The organism is Pantoea sp. CTOTU49201 (genome assembly GCF_032054795.1).
GTDB lineage: Bacteria > Pseudomonadota > Gammaproteobacteria > Enterobacterales > Enterobacteriaceae > Pantoea > Pantoea symbiotica.
The window spans coordinates 1-16,121 of record NZ_DAMBSA010000063.1; the positions used below are offsets into that span (position 1 = coordinate 1).

13 protein-coding genes and 2 pseudogenes are annotated in these 16,121 nt (G+C 56.2%); 3 read left to right on the plus strand and 12 right to left on the minus strand.

All coding sequences use genetic code 11. The features are described from left to right. The 4 genes and pseudogenes from RTY00_RS24705 to RTY00_RS06890 all read right to left on the minus strand — a co-directional run. A pseudogene (locus RTY00_RS24705) lies at nucleotides 1–176 on the minus strand (iron ABC transporter permease); the annotation flags it as partial. A 2-nt stretch (nucleotides 177–178) separates the two neighbouring features. Further along, nucleotides 179–1,168 (minus strand): ABC transporter substrate-binding protein, encoded by a 990-nt coding sequence (locus tag RTY00_RS06880; RefSeq protein ID WP_409519121.1) that lies wholly within the window; start codon nucleotides 1,166–1,168, stop codon nucleotides 179–181. Nucleotides 1,169–1,193: 25 nt separating this feature from the next. Then, nucleotides 1,194–2,261, minus strand: coding sequence for an ABC transporter ATP-binding protein (locus tag RTY00_RS06885; RefSeq protein ID WP_312663900.1), 1,068 nt, complete (start codon nucleotides 2,259–2,261; stop codon nucleotides 1,194–1,196). Between the two features lie 140 nt (nucleotides 2,262–2,401). Next, entirely contained in the window at nucleotides 2,402–4,102 is a 1,701-nt protein-coding gene (locus RTY00_RS06890; RefSeq protein ID WP_312663901.1) for a lysophospholipid acyltransferase family protein, read from the minus strand. 166 nt (nucleotides 4,103–4,268) lie between these two features. Here RTY00_RS06890 and RTY00_RS06895 point away from each other — a divergent pair, with 166 nt between their 5' ends. After that, entirely contained in the window at nucleotides 4,269–5,000 is a 732-nt protein-coding gene (locus tag RTY00_RS06895; protein ID WP_312663902.1) for a response regulator transcription factor, read from the plus strand. 35 nt (nucleotides 5,001–5,035) lie between these two features. Here RTY00_RS06895 and RTY00_RS06900 read toward each other — a convergent pair whose 3' ends face one another. The 6 genes from RTY00_RS06900 to RTY00_RS06925 form a co-directional block, all read right to left on the minus strand. Continuing rightward, nucleotides 5,036–5,740, minus strand: a complete 705-nt coding sequence (locus RTY00_RS06900; protein ID WP_008103315.1) for a proteasome-type protease — start codon at nucleotides 5,738–5,740, stop codon at nucleotides 5,036–5,038. A gap of 17 nt (nucleotides 5,741–5,757) precedes the next feature. After that, entirely contained in the window at nucleotides 5,758–6,558 is an 801-nt protein-coding gene (locus RTY00_RS06905) for a transglutaminase family protein (protein WP_312663903.1), read from the minus strand. Continuing rightward, a complete protein-coding gene (locus tag RTY00_RS06910; RefSeq protein WP_312663905.1) occupies nucleotides 6,555–7,484 on the minus strand; it encodes an alpha-E domain-containing protein in 930 nt (309 codons plus the stop codon). Before RTY00_RS06910 ends, RTY00_RS06905 begins: the two co-directional genes overlap by 4 nt. Further along, nucleotides 7,478–8,917 (minus strand): circularly permuted type 2 ATP-grasp protein, encoded by a 1,440-nt coding sequence (locus RTY00_RS06915; protein WP_008103320.1) that lies wholly within the window; start codon nucleotides 8,915–8,917, stop codon nucleotides 7,478–7,480. Before RTY00_RS06915 ends, RTY00_RS06910 begins: the two co-directional genes overlap by 7 nt. 112 nt (nucleotides 8,918–9,029) lie before the next feature. Continuing rightward, nucleotides 9,030–9,644 (minus strand): cupin domain-containing protein, encoded by a 615-nt coding sequence (locus tag RTY00_RS06920; protein WP_312663906.1) that lies wholly within the window; start codon nucleotides 9,642–9,644, stop codon nucleotides 9,030–9,032. Nucleotides 9,645–9,913: 269 nt separating this feature from the next. Further along, nucleotides 9,914–10,795, minus strand: a complete 882-nt coding sequence (locus tag RTY00_RS06925) for a flagellar motor protein MotB (protein WP_312663907.1) — start codon at nucleotides 10,793–10,795, stop codon at nucleotides 9,914–9,916. On the opposite strand from RTY00_RS06925, the pseudogene RTY00_RS06930 reads away from it, so the two are divergent. Further along, nucleotides 10,785–12,500: pseudogene (locus RTY00_RS06930) on the plus strand (flagellar biosynthesis protein FlhA); the annotation flags it as partial. The gene RTY00_RS06925 and the pseudogene RTY00_RS06930 sit on opposite strands and share 11 nt — an antisense overlap. 185 nt (nucleotides 12,501–12,685) lie before the next feature. After that, on the plus strand, nucleotides 12,686–13,168 hold the full coding sequence (locus tag RTY00_RS06935; RefSeq protein ID WP_008103330.1) for a YlaC family protein: 483 nt from the start codon (nucleotides 12,686–12,688) through the stop codon (nucleotides 13,166–13,168). Here RTY00_RS06935 and RTY00_RS06940 read toward each other — a convergent pair. Next, the gene (locus RTY00_RS06940) at nucleotides 13,165–14,577 is read right to left on the minus strand and encodes a PLP-dependent aminotransferase family protein (RefSeq protein ID WP_312663909.1); all 1,413 of its coding nucleotides are present in this window, start codon (nucleotides 14,575–14,577) and stop codon (nucleotides 13,165–13,167) included. The two genes, RTY00_RS06935 and RTY00_RS06940, sit on opposite strands and share 4 nt — an antisense overlap. 84 nt (nucleotides 14,578–14,661) lie before the next feature. Next, nucleotides 14,662–16,121 (minus strand): putative bifunctional diguanylate cyclase/phosphodiesterase (locus RTY00_RS06945; protein ID WP_312663910.1); only part of this gene is annotated, 1,460 nt, incomplete at its 5' end.

The window sequence follows — 16,121 nt, forward strand, 5'->3', positions numbered from 1 at the left end:
AAGCGCGCGATATCCGGCACGCCGTTGGGCGCAATGGCGGTCCACACCAACCGCATCAGCGGTGCCACCGACAGCAAGCCAATCAGCAGCACCATCAGCGCCAGAATCAACCGTTCGCTGTTAACGCGCGGCGCTTTGCGTGCCGCACTGCACCATTCGTTGCTCAACACGCTCATGCTTAGCCGCCGAACAGCGCGGTGAACTGATCGCGCACTGCCGCATCTTCATTAATCGCTTTCGCCACGTCCGGCGATAGCAGTTTGATTTTGTTGATCGGCGTGAAGCCTTCCGGTGCTGAGACGCGATCATCCACCGGACGGTTGCCCTGCTCGACCACCAGCTTCTGGCCTTGCTCGGACAGCATAAAGTTGACGAAGGCTTTGGCAGCCGGCAGGTTGTGCGCGGTTTTCATAATGGCAACCGGCTCGGTGACGTAGGAAACGCCCTCTTTCGGATAGACCAGATCCACCGGAGAGCCCTTTTTCTTCGCCAGAATCACGTCGGCGTCGGTGATGATGCCGTACTTATCCAGTCCGCTGGCGACCGCTTTCAGCGCCGGACCGTTGCCGCCCTGCGGCGCTACGCCGATGGCCGCCAGCTTCTTATAGAAGCTCCAGCCAATCGACGGCGTGTTGATATCGGTGTGCAGCTTGTAGAGCGCCGCGCCGGAGTAAAGCGGGCTTGGCACCGCAATCTGCCCTTTATTGGCATCGACCGCCAGCGCGTTCCAGCTATCAATCGGCTGCGCGTGCTGGGTGTTGTAGGCAATCACCGTGGCGATGATTTTGGTACCGAAGAAGGTTTTGTCTTTGTCGTAGAACGACGGATTGATGTGGCTGAGCGGCGCATCGCTGTAGCTGTAAAGATGGTTTTCGTTTTTCAGCGCGCCGAGGTTGATGGCGTCGGCAATCAGCAGCACATCCGGCTTGGCTTCACCGCTCATCATTTCGGTACGCAGCACGTTCATTAACTGCGTGGTGCCGTTGCGTGTCCACTCGACCTGCACATTGGGATAGGCAGCTTTAAAAGCATCCATGGTTTGCTGGGCAATTTCCGGTGCCTGCGAGGTGTAAACCACCAATTTTCCTGCCGGTGCCTCGTCGGCAAAGCTGGCGGCAGAAACCAATAATCCACTGGCTAACATCAACACGTTGAACGACGTACGCATAGCATTTCCCTGAAGGTTTAAGAAGTTAAGAAGGAAGAATCCAGCCGTCGCGCACTGCCACACCTAAAGTGGCATCGACAGCGGGTAAAGGTTGATCGGCCAGCAGCAGCGTGATGCTGCACTCGGGCGCATCCAGCGGAACCACATTCAGTTGATGGTGACCGCCGCGATAAATCACCCGCTGCACCCGTGCGGCAAACTGCGGTTCGCCCGGCGCGGCTAAATGGAAATCGACTGCATGAAAACTGGCTTGCGCCTGTGGCTGCGGGCGCTGATCCAGCGCGCAGCGCAACGGCACGCGCAGGCCGCACAGCGTGGCAAAGGCGCGGCCATCGCCAAGCGGTTCGATATCGCTGACCGCCAGCACCTTGCCGTCGTCAATAAAGCGCGCGACCATGGCATTCGCCGGTTCACGCCACAGCGTTTGCGGCGTGGCGAACTGCATCACGCGCCCGGCATCCATCACCACGATGCGATCGGCCAGCGCCATCGCTTCATGCTGATCGTGGGTGATGTAGAGCAAGGTGGCGCGGCTGTGATGATGGAAGCGGCGGAACTCCTCTTCCATGGTGGCGCGCAGGTGGACATCAAGGTTGGCGAGCGGCTCATCCAGCAAAACCAGCGTTGGCTGCGCGACTAAACAACGCGCCAGCGCCACACGCTGACGCTGGCCGCCGGAGAGATCGGCAGGACGACGTGCGACGAAGGCTTCTAATCCCACCAGCTCCAGCGCCTGCTGCGTGCGGCGCTCGCGATCGGCACGCGCTACGCCGTTGACTTTCAGGCTGTAAGAAACGTTCTCCGCCACCGTCATATGCGGCCACAGCGCGTAGCTCTGGAATACCACGCCAAGCTGGCGATCTTCCGGCGGCAGATGCACGCCCGGCGCAGCGAAGCAGCGGTCGCCAACGTGGATTTCTCCGCCATCGGCGATTTCAAATCCGGCCAGCAAGCGCAGCAAGGTGGTTTTGCCGCAGCCCGAAGGCCCCAATACGGCGATGAATTCTCCCTGCGCAATCTGCAGCGAGATGTCTTGCAATACCGGCTGCGCCGCAAAGGATTTGCGCAGCCCGCGCAGTGTGATTGATGCCATGTTCCTGGCCTTTCGCTAACAGTCCGGCTAAGACCCTACGACACTGTGATGACGATTCCATGACATTGGGCCAGGTCGCCATAAATGGCGACCCTACAAATGCCTGTCCCGTCGTAGGGTCGCCATTTATGGCGACCGATTCACAAATGCATGCCGATATACCGCTCATAACGCGCGGGCTTCACCCGCGTCAGATCCACCAGCACCAAACCATCGATACAGTTATTGAAATCAGGATCGCTGCCGAAATCGATAAACTGCACGCCGCCCGGCTCGCACACCTCGGAATATTGCTTGTAGAGCGTCGGAATGGCGGTGCCGAGGTTCGCCAGCAAATGCTTCAACCGGCGTAAATCTTCGCTGTAATTATCGCCGGTAAACTGCGCCAGCACTTCCGGCAGCGAGGCCGGATAAGGGCGGCGTGAGGTCGCCAGCGGCAGTTCGGTAGGGAAATACATACGATAAAACGCCACCAGCAGATCGCGCGCCGCCAGCGGCATGCCGCCCGAGATTGAAACCGGACCAAACAGATAGCGGGTTTCCGGATACTTCGCGATGTAGGCACCGATGCCCATCCACAGATAATCGAGACCGCGTTTACCCCAATAGGCGGGCTGAATAAAACTGCGGCCCAGCTCCAGACCTTGATTGATGATCGGCAACATGCGCTCGTCGTAGTGGAACAGGCTGTCGCTATAAATACCTTCCAGCCCACGGCGCTCCAGCTGCTCAGCGCCGGGAATAAAGCGATAGGCACCGACGATCTCCAGCGCATCGTCATCCCACAGAATCAGGTGATAGTAATCATCATCGTATTTGTCGAGGTCGCGACGCCGCCCGCTGCCCTCGCCCACTGCGCGGAAAGCCACTTCGCGTAAACGTCCAAGCTCACGTAGCAGCGGCACCCAGCTGGCACCGTTGCGTCGCCACAGGTAGATCTGCTTGCCATCCGGCAGTGTGCCGAGTCGCTCGCTCTCCATTAGCGCTTTTTTCAGCTCGGCACGATCTTCCGGCCGCGCAATCGCCGCTTCGGTCTGGAACAGGCCGCGCCGCCCTTGTCCAATGCGATAGAGATGTTTGCGCAGCCGCTTCGCCAGCTCTTTGCCCGGCGTGTGGCCATCATGCCAGTTGGCAAAGGGGATCTGCTCGCCGATGTGCAGTTTGATGCGCGTACCGCGCTGGCGAAACATTTCGCGTACCAGCATTAATAACGCCAGCGGCGAGGCTATTTTAGCGGCGGCGTAGAACGCCAGGCTGTTGCGCCCCACTACATGCACCGGCACGATCGGCGCGCGAGCGCGGGCGGCGAGGCGTAAGAAGCTGTGGTGCCAGTGACGATCGCGTACGCCACGGCTGGAAAGGCGCGACACTTCGCCCGCCGGGAAGATGATCAGCACGCCCTGATTATCGAGATGCTGCTGCATGTGCGTCAGCTGTTCGCGGCTGGTGCGGTTGCCCATGTTATCCACCGGCAGCATCATGTTGTTGATCGGTTCCAGCATCATCAACATGCGATTAGCGACAATTTTTACATCACGTCGTACCTGCGAAACCGCCGCCAGCAGCGCCAGGCCATCCAGCGCGCCGAGCGGATGATTGGCAACGATCACCACCGGCCCGCGCGTGGGAATCTGCTCTAAATCGCGTTCACTCAATTCACAGCGCACATCCAGGTGCTCCAGCACTTGCTCCACCATATCCACGCCTTTGAGATGGCGATAGCGGGCGGCAAATGCCTGGAATTCATGTTCACGAACCGCCCATTTCAGGGCTCTTTTTTGCCAGTTCGCTGGTTGATGGCCAGGCCAGTAAGTATCGAGAAGCTGATCAACTGAAAACATCATTCACCTTTTTATGCGCAGCGGTTTATCGCCTCGACGTTAAAACGGCTTGTTTTCAGATTTATGACTACGTGGTGCCAGGAGCCGAAAAAGCGGTCACTTTCCTTGTTCTTACGCATAAAAAACCAAAACTGACCTTAAAGCCGCAAATTCAAGACATAGCTTAATGCTTATTGTTAAGCAGCGTGAATTAATCTGGTCACACCAGTTTTTAAGGTTTCTTAAATGGTGTTTTAACTTTGCATTTATTTTTTTATTTTTCCTCTGGGCTACACATATGATTCATTCGGTATTTATTGTTGATGACCATCCGTTAATCTGTGCGGGTATTCAGGCACTTTTAGATTCTTATCACTATGCAATTGTCGGAACTGCACAGAAGGGAGATATGCTGATTACTGAGCTTCACCAAATACGTCCAGACGTTGTACTGCTCGATCTCACCATGCCCGGCCGCGCAGGCATTCCGCTGATAGCAGATATTAAGCGTGCGATGCCAGAACAGAAAATCATCGTGTTCACTGCTTCGGAAAGTCTTTTTTATCAACGATGTTGCTTGCAATTAGGCGTGGAAGGTTATGTCTATAAGCGCGGGAATTTAGATACGCTGATAACGGCTATAAAAGAAGTGGAGCGAGGTAAACGCTTTTATCCCATCACTCATGCCGCTGCTGACGCCGGGGAATTGATTGAAAGCGAGAAATTGATGAGCCTGACGCGCCGTGAATTGATTGTTTTAGTCAAACTCGCGTCGGGAATGAGTAATAAAGAGATCGCTTCACAATTACAGTTGAGTAGTAAAACTGTCAGTACCTATAAAATAAAAATCCTGCGTAAGTTAGGTCTAAAAGGGATTAGTGGGATTAATATGACAGCGAAATTGAATGAGTTGGTTTGAATGAGCAGGTCGCCATTAATGGCGACCCTACTGAGTTAGAGCTTCAACGGCGGCAGCTGTGAAAAGACGCTTAACAGACCTTTACTCCACAACTGACGAATTTGAGAAAAATAGGGATGATGTTCGGTGATGTGATATTGCTCGCTGTCGCTGAAACTGTCGGTGCGATAGACCATCACATCCAGCGGTAAACCCACCGAAATATTACTCGCCAGCGTCGAATCCATCGAAATCAACGCACACTGCATCGCCTGGCTGAGCGGTGTTTCGTAGCGCAGCACGCGGTCAATAATCGGTTTACCGTACTTGCTTTCACCAATCTGAAAATAAGGCGTATCCACGCTGGCTTCAATGAAGTTGCCCTGCGGGTAGATCTGGAACAGTCGCGGCTCTTCGCCGCGAATCTGCCCGCCCAGTAGCAGCGTGCCGCCAAACTCCTCGCCATCGCGCTTGATCACCTCGCGCAGCGTTTCGCCCACCATCAGCGCAATGTCATACAGCGATCGTCCATTCAGCAAATTCGGTTGATCGCTATCGCCGTTGTTGCGTCGCAGCAGGCTCAGCACGCTCTGCGTGGTGGCCAGATTGCCGGCGCTTTGCAGCACCAGCGTACGTTCATCGTCGACCTGAAACACATGCAATTTGCGGAACGAGGAAATATGATCAACGCCCGCATTGGTGCGTGAATCGGATACAAAAATCATCCCTGACGATAAACGCATTGCCACACAATAAGTCATAGTCACGCCTGTTCTGATTACTGCTGCGCATGCACCTGAAGCACCGCAGCCACCGCCAGCATATCTTCACCGCCGCCGCCCAGCCGCATACCGCGCACCGGACACGCATCGAGATAATCCACGCCGACCGCCAGGCGTAAATGCTGGCGCGTGCTGCGAGTATTATTGGTGATATCAAAGCTGTGCCAACTGCCATCCAGCCAGGCTTCAACCCAGGCGTGAGTGGCGACGTGCTCAACGTTTTCAGTATAGAGATAGCCGCTCACATAGCGCGCCGGAATCCCCAGACTACGACAGCAGGCGAGAAACACGTGACTGTGATCCTGGCAAACGCCGCTGCCGGCGGCAAATACTTTCGTGGCGGCATCAGTGACCAAGGTGCTGCCGGGACGATACGGCATCTTCAGCAGCAGTTCATCCATGAGTTTTTCCAGGCTGGACAGCGGTTTTTCCGGTCGCCAGTAGCGCTTGGCGAACTCACGGATCTCACCGTCCGGCTGCGTCAGCGGCGACGTGCGCAGAAACACCAATGGCGACAATAACGATTCCGGATCGGGCGCCCATTCGCCATCATCAAGGATCTCCACCACGCCGCGCGCGGCGATATCCAACTGCTGATGCGGCGTATCCAGCGTCAGCACATGCATCACATTGCCGTACGCATCCTGCGTGCAGGTCGCTTCACACGGCAGCTCGAGATCCCACGAGATAATCTGCTGATGCACCGAGTTTTGCGGCGTCAGGCGCAGATATTGGGTGCTGAGTGTCACCTGATGTTCATAGGCGTAACGGGTTTTATGCTCGATGTTCAGTCTCATTTAGCCTCCAGATAGGTGTGATTGATGCTCTCTGCCAGCGCATTCAGGCGCGTCAGGAATTCATTGAGCCAGTGATACAAGCCTTCGTTGGTGAGACTTTCCCAGGTACTGAAGCGCATCTCGGCCAGCAGCACGGTGATCAAATAGCGCGGGCGATCTTCGCCGCTGCTGCCGATGTTCTCTAACTGCGTGGCGATCTCATCAATACAGGAGTGCAGCGATCGCGGGCTTTCGCTGCGCAGGATCAGCATCTCATTCACCAGATCTGGCAACAGCTGCTGCTTGAAGATGGCGTTGTAAGCTTCACGCGCCGATACCGCGCGCAGCAAGGTGTCGAGGCAATAATACTCGCGTACCGAATCCGACTGCTGCTCCAGCAATTGCTGATTCACGCTCAGCAAACGCGCAGTGCCGTCGCTGCGCTCCATCAGCGTGCCGATGCGGATAAAACTCATCGCATCGCCGCGCAGTAAGGTGCCAAACATCGCGCCACGAAACAGGTGCGAGCGCTCTTTCACCCAATCGAAAAAGGTGTCGGCGTTAGCGCTGGTAATGCCGCGTCGCCGCGTGTTACGCATCTCAATCCACGTCGAGTTGATGCTCTCCCACACTTCCGACGACAAACTGCCGCGCACCGCATGCGCGTTGTTCCACGCCTCCTGCCAGCAGCTGAAAATGCTGCACGGATTGCGGTCATCGAGGGCGAAGAAGTTGAACAGCTGCGGCATGGTGAAGCGGCCATTCAGGGTTTCAAACAGTTCCCGTGTGCCAGTGAGATTAAGCGGCAGTAGCAGCTCATCGCCCTGGCTGCCACGCACTGGCATTAATGACAAACGGTTGGTGACGTCCAACACGCGTGCGAGTTGTTCTGCGCGTTCGAGATAGCGCGCCATCCAATAAAGGCCACTGGCCGTGCGGCTTAGCATGATGCGTCATCCTCCAGAACCCACGTGTCCTTGGTGCCGCCGCCCTGCGACGAGTTCACCACCAGCGAACCTTCGTTCAGCGCCACGCGGGTTAAGCCGCCGGGCACCAGACGAATATCCGCGCCGCACAGCGCAAACGGACGCAGATCGATATGGCGTGGCGCGAGGCCGTTGTCGATAAAGGTCGGGCACGTCGAGAGCGACAGCGTGTCCTGCGCGATGTAGTTTTCCGGCCGCGCTTTGAGGCGATCGCGGAAATCACTCAGCTCCTGCTGGCTCGCCACCGGCCCAATCAACATGCCGTAACCGCCTGCGCCGTGTACCTCTTTCACCACCATTTTCGCCAGGTTGGCCAGCACATAGGTGAGATCCTGCGGTTTGCGGCATTGCCAGGTCGGCACGTTATTGAGGATCGGATCTTCGTCGAGGTAGAAGCGGATCATGTCCGGCACATACGGGTAGATCGATTTGTCATCGGCGACACCGGTGCCGATCGCATTCGCCAGCACCACGTTGCCGGATCGATATACCGATAATAAGCCCGGCACGCCGAGCATCGAATCCGGGCGGAACGCCAGCGGATCGAGGAAGGCATCATCCACGCGACGATAGATCACATCGACTTTGCACGGCCCGGCGGTGGTGCGCATCATCACCGCGCCATCTTTCACAAACAGATCGGCGCTCTCTACCAGCTCAACGCCCATCTGCTGGGCAAGGAAGCTGTGCTCAAAGTAGGCGCTGTTAAAGCGACCCGGCGTCAGCACCACCACCACCGGATCGTTAACCGGCGAACTTTCCCGCAGGGTTTGCAGCAGGTGCGAAGGATAACGCTCAACCGGCGCGATGTGCTGCCCGGCGAACAGTTCAGGATAGAGGCGCATCATCATCTTACGGTTCTCCAGCATGTAGGAGACGCCAGACGGCGTGCGCAGATTGTCCTCCAGCACGTAATATTCGCCATCGTTATTGCGCACCATATCCACGCCGACAATATGCGCATAGATATTGCGGTGCAGATCGACGCCTTGCATACAGGGCTGATATTGATCGTTCACCAGCACCTGTTCAGCAGGCACAATGCCGGCTTTGAGGATCAGTTGCTGATGATAGATATCGTGCAGGAAGGCGTTGAGGGCTTGCACGCGCTGGCGAATGCCGCGATCAAGCATCGCCCACTCGCTGGCAGGAATGATGCGCGGCACGCTGTCGAAGGGAATTAAACGTTCCGCGCCGCCATCATCACCGTAAACGTTAAAGGTGATGCCGACGCGATGAAACAGCAGTTCCGCCTCTTCGCGCTTGCGCGCCACAGCCTCTTTATCCGCCTGTTGTAACCATTCCCAGTATTGCTGGTAGTGAGCGCGGTGTTGGCCATCGCTCAGCAACATCTCATCATAGAAGTGCGATGCTATCTGGTAGCTTTCTTTCATGATTTACCCGGCGCTTGTCAGAGGACCTCACTATCTCCTGCACAAACTGTGCCAGAGGCTCGCCCCCGGCATGGCACACGCGCCGCGTCTACGGAAATGGCTGTTTTGCACTTTACTGGTGCATCAGCTGCTGCGCGATTGGCAGCCAGATCTCCGTCATCGCGCCTTCGCCACCGGTAAAGGGATCGTGGTGCGGCAGTGGAACATGCTGGATCTTCTCCTTCGACGCACGTAAACGCGACGGCTCATCACGCACGGTTTCCGGGGACATGCCTTCAGGATAGGCGCCAACGGTGAAAAAATCCTCTGAGGCAAAGACCTGTTTGTGGCCAACGCCTGCGGGGATCAACACCGCGTCGCCTTCGCGCAACGTCACCATGCGACCGCTGTCGCCGCCGAACAGTACTTCCGCCCAACCGGCAGCGACGCCCAGCACTTCATGGGTGTTCGGATGGTAATGCGTATACGGGAAGATCGGCGCACGCCACGCGGCAGGCCAACCGTTGCGGGTAAAGGTGGTTTCAAACCAGACGGCGCTGTCTTCGGTGGGATTTTCAGCGTCATACGGCACGATGCCAGGCCAGATGATCAACGGTAACGGGCTGTTGGGCACGCCGCCGGACGGCAGCGACAGCATCAAATGTTGCGGATTGCTGGAGGATCCAGCGGAAAAGGTGCCGGCGGCGAAAGACATCAGTAACAGCAGGCTGGAGTTGTTGGCAGTCATACTCTTTCTCCGGTTAATTACGATGCTTAATTGTGGCTTACCAAAGCGGCATTGCAATGTGCGCCCGCCAACAAAATTCACATAAAAGAATGATTTAGCTAACTAAAGTCAAATTTATTGGCAACATTATTAACATCGCGTGCGGGTGATTAGTGGTCGCCATGAATGGCGCCCCTACGGCGGATCGCCGCATAAATTTTAAACGAAAAAAAACCGGTGGATTTCGCCACCGGTAGAATCAAAAAAAGCGATTCAAAGGCACTGACAGGTTATCGCAGGCGCTCAGCGATGGGTTTCACGACGTTCTCCCCTTCGCGGCCATAAAATTGGAATAAGGTTTCAGCAGCGGCATCGGTTAACACCAGAATTTCGATGCGGCGATTGCGCGCACTCATCGCATCTTCTCTGTCAAGCGGCATACGTGAGGCCATCGCATTAACCTGCAACACGCGCTCACTCTCCAGGCCACCGCGCTCCAGCGCACGGCGAGCAGCCAATGCGCGATCGCCAGATAGATTCCAGTTATTGTAAGCCGCGTTGCCGCTGTACTTAGCGGCATCCGTGTGGCCGCTGATCATGATTTTGTTATCGATACGGTTAAATACCGGGCCGAGTTCGGTCAGCAATTTCTGAAAATAGGGCGTCAACACCGCACTTCCGCGCGGAAACATCATGCGAGACTGGTCGTCTTGCACAAGAATACGCAATCCTTGTGGCAGGGTTTCCAGGGAAAGCACATCCTGCGCGTTATAGCTTTTGATAATGTGTTGAATCTGTTTGTACAGTTTCGCCAGCTCAGCGTCGGAACGTGACAGCACGCTATCCAGGTGCTCCTGTGGCTTGCCACCAGACTGCAGCATATCGGCTGGCTTGGGGGCCTCTTCCTTTTGGCTGACTTCCAATGTGTCGCCGAGCGGCGCATCACTCCTGCCGCCGTCCTGCTCAAACGGATTGAATGCCGAACCATCAAAAATCGATGCGCCATTCAGCTGTGCGACGATCTCTTTGCGCTCTTCGACACTCACCGACGCGGTAATCCACAGCACCATAAATAGCGCCATCATCGCCAGGGTGAAGTCGGCAAAAGCAACTTTCCACGCGCCACCGTGATGGCTGTGATTAGCCCTTTTGGCGGCACGTTTGATGATCAACTTCGTGGTGGTGACCAAAGGCGCAGAGCGTATCTCGGAAGTATCAGCGCGCTTTACGCTGGATGCGTTGCCCGGCAAGCAGATGGCGATCGATGCCGATCTCAATGCCGGCTTACTCAATCAGGAACAGGCCGGCCTGCGCCGTAAAGATGTGGCGAACGAAGCCGACTTCTACGGCGCAATGGATGGCGCATCTAAATTCGTGCGTGGTGATGCCATCGCCGGGATCATGATCCTGCTGATCAACGTGATTGGCGGTATTTTGATTGGTGTGTTCAAGCACGGTTTGCCGGCAGGACAGGCGTTTGAACAGTATGTGTTGCTGACCATTGGTGATGGTTTGGTGGCGCAGATTCCATCGCTGTTGCTCTCAACCGCAGCGGCAATTATCGTCACCCGCATCAGTGATGGCGCGGACATGGGCGATGACATCAAGTCGCAGCTGCTGGCGCGACCTGGCACGCTTTATACCGCCGCCGCCGTAATGTTTGTGCTGGCAATCGTGCCCGGTATGCCACATACGGTGTTTCTGCTGTTCGCCGGTCTGCTGCTGTTCTCCGCCTGGCGTCAGGGCCGTGGAATAAAAGCACCGACCAAAGATCACAGCGACATGGATGCCATCCAGCAGGCGCTGGCACAACCGGAAGATCAGCTAGCAATTGGCTGGGATAATATCCCGATGGTTGAGCCTATTGGCCTGAATCTTGGCTATAAGCTGGTGACGTTGGTGGATAAAGGTAAAGGTGCGCCGCTGACTCAACGGATGCGCGGCGTGCGACAGGTTGTGTCGGAAACCAGCGGCGTACTGCTGCCAGAGATCGCCCTGCGCGAGGATTTCCATCTCAAACCTGCGCAGTATGCAATAAAGATCAACGGAGTACGTACCGCTGTGGGTGAAGTGCATGCCGATCGTTTGATGGCGATCCCTACGCCTGAACAGTATGGCGAGATCGATGGCGTGTTGGATATTGATCCGGCTTACAACATGACGGTGACGTGGATTTTACCCGAGCAGAAGGCGAAGGCACTTAATTTGGGTTATCAGGTAGTGGATTGCGCCAGCGTGGTAGCAACGCATGTCAATAAAGTGGTGCGCGAGAATCTGCCAGAGTTGTTCAACTATGACGACATCACGCAGCTGCATCAAAGATTGGCGAGCGTGGCACCAAAACTGTCCGACGATCTTAATGCGGCAGTGAATTACAGTTTGCAACTGAAAGTCTATCGTTTACTGCTCAATGATCAGGTGTCGCTGAAAGACATCACCACCATCGCCACCACCTTGCTGGAAAGCGCGTCGATCACCAAGGATCCAATCCTGCTTTCGTCAGATGTGCGCTTTGCCTTACGTCGCGCCATGGTGGCGGCGATTGCGCCAGACAATAAACCGTTGTCGGCGTATACGCTGGAGAACAGCCTGGAGAATTTGCTGCTGGCGGCGCTGAATCAGGCGCAGCAAGCCGGCAAAGTGGCGCTGGATAGCTTCCCGGTTGATCCGAATATCCTGACGCAGCTGCAGAGCACGCTGCCGGTGATGATGGAGCAGCTGAAAGCGCAGAACCTGACGCAGGTGCTGCTGGTGACGCCGCAGCTTCGTCCGCTGATTGCGCGCTACGCACGTCTGTTTGCGAACGGGCTGAATGTGCTGTCGTATAACGAAGTGCCCGATGAGGCGAATTTGCAGATTGTGGGTCAGGTAAGTTAGCAAATGCCTGACCGTTGCATTTTTCGGTCACCATAAATGGCGACCCTACTCATGTTTGATACGGTCATTGTAGGGTGCGCATTCATGCGCACCTCAACTGTTATAAAAAATCACACCAAATCTGTCTCTAATTCGCTTCACTGTTATGTGCTTTACTGGCAGGCAGTGATAATTAGAGGTGAACAATGGACGCGATCAAACAAATCCTGCTCGACGAAATCGCCACACTGAACCGTGAAGGACAGCGTGATAATTTGCCGCGCTTTAGCTTTTCCTTCCTCAAAACCCATCCGGGACTCTGGGCCATCATGTACTTGTGCTATGCGCTGTGCGTGGCGCTGATCTTCTCAACCGACATGCTCGGCTGGCCGGCTTTTTGGTTTGCCACGGCGTTTGTGGTGGTGATGAGCGTGCTGATGCTGATGGATATCAACCCGAAATATCGTTTCGAAGATATCGATACGCTGGATTTGCGCGTGTGCTACAACGGCGAGTGGTATTACGTGCAGCCAGTTTCGCAGCAGGCGCTGGACAAAATTCTCGATAATCCGCACACGCCGGATCGGGTGCGCAGCGGCATTGATCGTCTGATGAAGCAGAAAGGTGAAGTGGATTTCTACGACGTCTACTATCTGACCTGGGGCCACCAGCAGGCAGCCCACGTTTAACCGTTTAGCCCGGCGATCAGTGTTCCCAACGTTTCTACCGCCGCTTCGGCGCGTGCATCCCATGGCCAGGCGGTGTTAAAGCGGAAACAGTGGCTGAAACCTTCGCTGCTGGAAAACAGCTGGCCGGGCGCGATGCTAATCCCCTGCTGCAACGCCAAATGATAGAGCTCTGTGGTGTTGATCTGCGCCGGCAGCGCCACCCAAAGAAAATAGCCGCCCGGCGTGTCGCTGATGCTGGCATCGACAGGCAATACGCGGCGCAGCGCCTGTTGCGCCAGCTGCTTACGCTTTGCCAGCGTCTGGCGCAGCTTCTTCAAATGGGTATCGTAACTGCGCGTACTGAGGAAATCGGCGAGTGCCAGCTGCATCGGCGCGCTGGTCGACAGCGTGCTCATCAACTGAATACGCTGCACGCGCTGCGCGTGTCGTCCTGCTGCCACCCAACCGACGCGAAATCCCGCTACCAGATTCTTCGAAAAACTGCCGCAGTGCAGCACGTTGCCGTCGCGATCAAAGGCTTTGGCCGGCAGTGGTTTGTCATGCCCTTCATACAGATCGCCGTATACGTCGTCTTCAATCATCGCGACGTTGTAGCTCGCCAGCAGTGCCACCAGCTGCTGCTTGCGCTCGGCGCTCAGGGTAAAGCCGAGCGGATTTTGCCGATTGGTCATCAGCCAGCAGGCTTTCACCGGCCAGCGCTGTAGCGCCTGCTCCAGCTCCTCCAAATCCATGCCATGCTCCACATCGCTGGCGATGGCTATCGCGTTCAGCTTAAGACGTTCAATCGCCTGCAGCGCGCCATAAAATGACGGATTTTCCAGGATCACCCAATCACCGGGTTCGGTGACCGCTTGCAGGCTCAGATTGAGCGCTTCCATTGCACCGTTGGTGATGACGATGTCATCCGGCGATAGCGTAATGCCCTGCTGCGCATAGCGCTGGGCGAGAATTTTACGCAGCGCTTCATTACCTGGCGGCAAGTTGTTGAGCGCATCGGTGGGTTTCAGATTGTGTGAGACTTTCACCAGCGAGCGCATCAGCTGGCGCTGCGGGAAGAGTTCGGGATCGGGAAAGGCGGAGCCAAACGGCATGATGGCGGGATTGCGCGTGGCCTGCAGCACATCAAACACAAAGCTGTTGGTATCGGCCTGATCGGTTTTGGCGATCTCCTGGGTTGGCAGGCGCGGACGACTCTCGGCAGCGCGCGGTGCCACGTAGTAGCCGGATTGCGGCTTCGAGACGATCCAGCCCTGACTCTCCAGCACTTCATAGGCGTGCATCACCGTCATCAGGCTTAATCCGCTTTGCTCCGCCTGCTGGCGCAGCGACGGCAGTTTTTCACCCGGCGGCCAGATGCGGGCCTCGATTTGCGTACGAAGCTGCTCCACCAACTGCTGATATTTCGCCACCCTAACTCCGATGTAGAGGATTTGGCGGCTAGTTTCCCTCACCCTAACCCTCTCCCGCAAGCGGGAGAGGGAATGAATCGGGGGTTAAGGCATGCGCTCCAGCTCTAACACTTCTTCGTAGAAATTCGGTAGCTCAGCGATACGCTCCGGCGGAACCGGTTTGCCCAGTAAATAGCCCTGCAAGGTATCGCAGCCCAAGCCGGTGAGGAACGCCTGCTGATCCTGGGTTTCTACCCCTTCAGCCACCACTTTCAGGTGCAGCGACTGCGCCAGCGCGACAATCGCGGAGACGATGGTGGCATCTTCGGAGTGCGCCTGCAGTTCGTTAACAAAGGCGCGATCGATTTTCAGCTCGCTGGCCGGTAACCGCTTGAGATATAACAAGCTGGAGTAGCCGGTGCCGAAATCGTCAATCGAGGCTTTCACGCCCATGTTGGTGAGCTCGGTGAGGATACGCACGCTCTCTTCCGGATCGCGCATCGCCGTGGTTTCGGTCACTTCCAGCGTCAGCAGTTCAGCCGGAATCTGGTGCTGCGCCAGCGCCTCGGTAACGGTTTCGATCAGGTTATTCTGCTCAAACTGCAGCGCCGAGAGGTTAACCGCCACCGACCAGTGCGGATGGCCTTGCAGATGCCAGGAACGCAGCTGGCGACAGGCTTCGTTGATTACCCAATTGCCGATGTTAATGATCATGCCGGTCTTTTCCGCCATCGGCAGAAAGGCGTCCGGCGCCAGTAAACCGCGTGAAGGATGCTGCCAGCGCAGCAGCGCTTCAAAACCCAGGATCGGGCCGCTCGGCGCGCAATATTTTGGCTGATAGAACAGACGTAACTCTTCGTTATCCAGCGCTTGCCACAAATCGTTATTCAGCTGCAATTGCGACTGCGCCAGCGTATTCATCGACGGCTGGAAGAAGGTGTAGCCGTTGCGACCGTTGTTTTTGGTGTGATACATGGCGGCATCGGCGTTGAACATCAGCTCGCGCTCATCTTTGCCATCGCCAGGATAGACCGCAATACCGATACTCAGCGACACCACCAGCTCATAGCGCGAGATATCAAATGGACGATCCACCGCTTTCACCAGCGTATCGGCGACCGCGGCGGCATCGTTGGGTTCATCAATTTCCAGCAGCAGCACAAATTCGTCGCCGCCCATACGCGCTAGCGTGTAGTGCCCTTTCATCTGTTCGGTCATGCGCTCGGTAACGCCGATCAGTAGATTGTCGCCAACGTGGTGACCAAAGGCGTCGTTAACTGCTTTGAAGCCGTCGAGATCCATAAACATCAGCGCAAACTGCGACTTCTCGCGGTTGGCTTTATTGAGAGCTTGTTCGAGGCGATCTTCCAACAAAATACGGTTGGGCAGACGCGTCAGGTTATCGTGTAGCGCCAGCTGTGCCAGCTCACGGTTGGCTTCCGCCAGCGAGTGGGCGAGGATCGAGGTGCGCGCTTGCAGACGTGCATCGAGCATTGAGACCAGCAAAGTAATGCCGAGGATCGCTAGCGTCACCACCGTCACCACCACCGCCAGCCAGTTGCTGT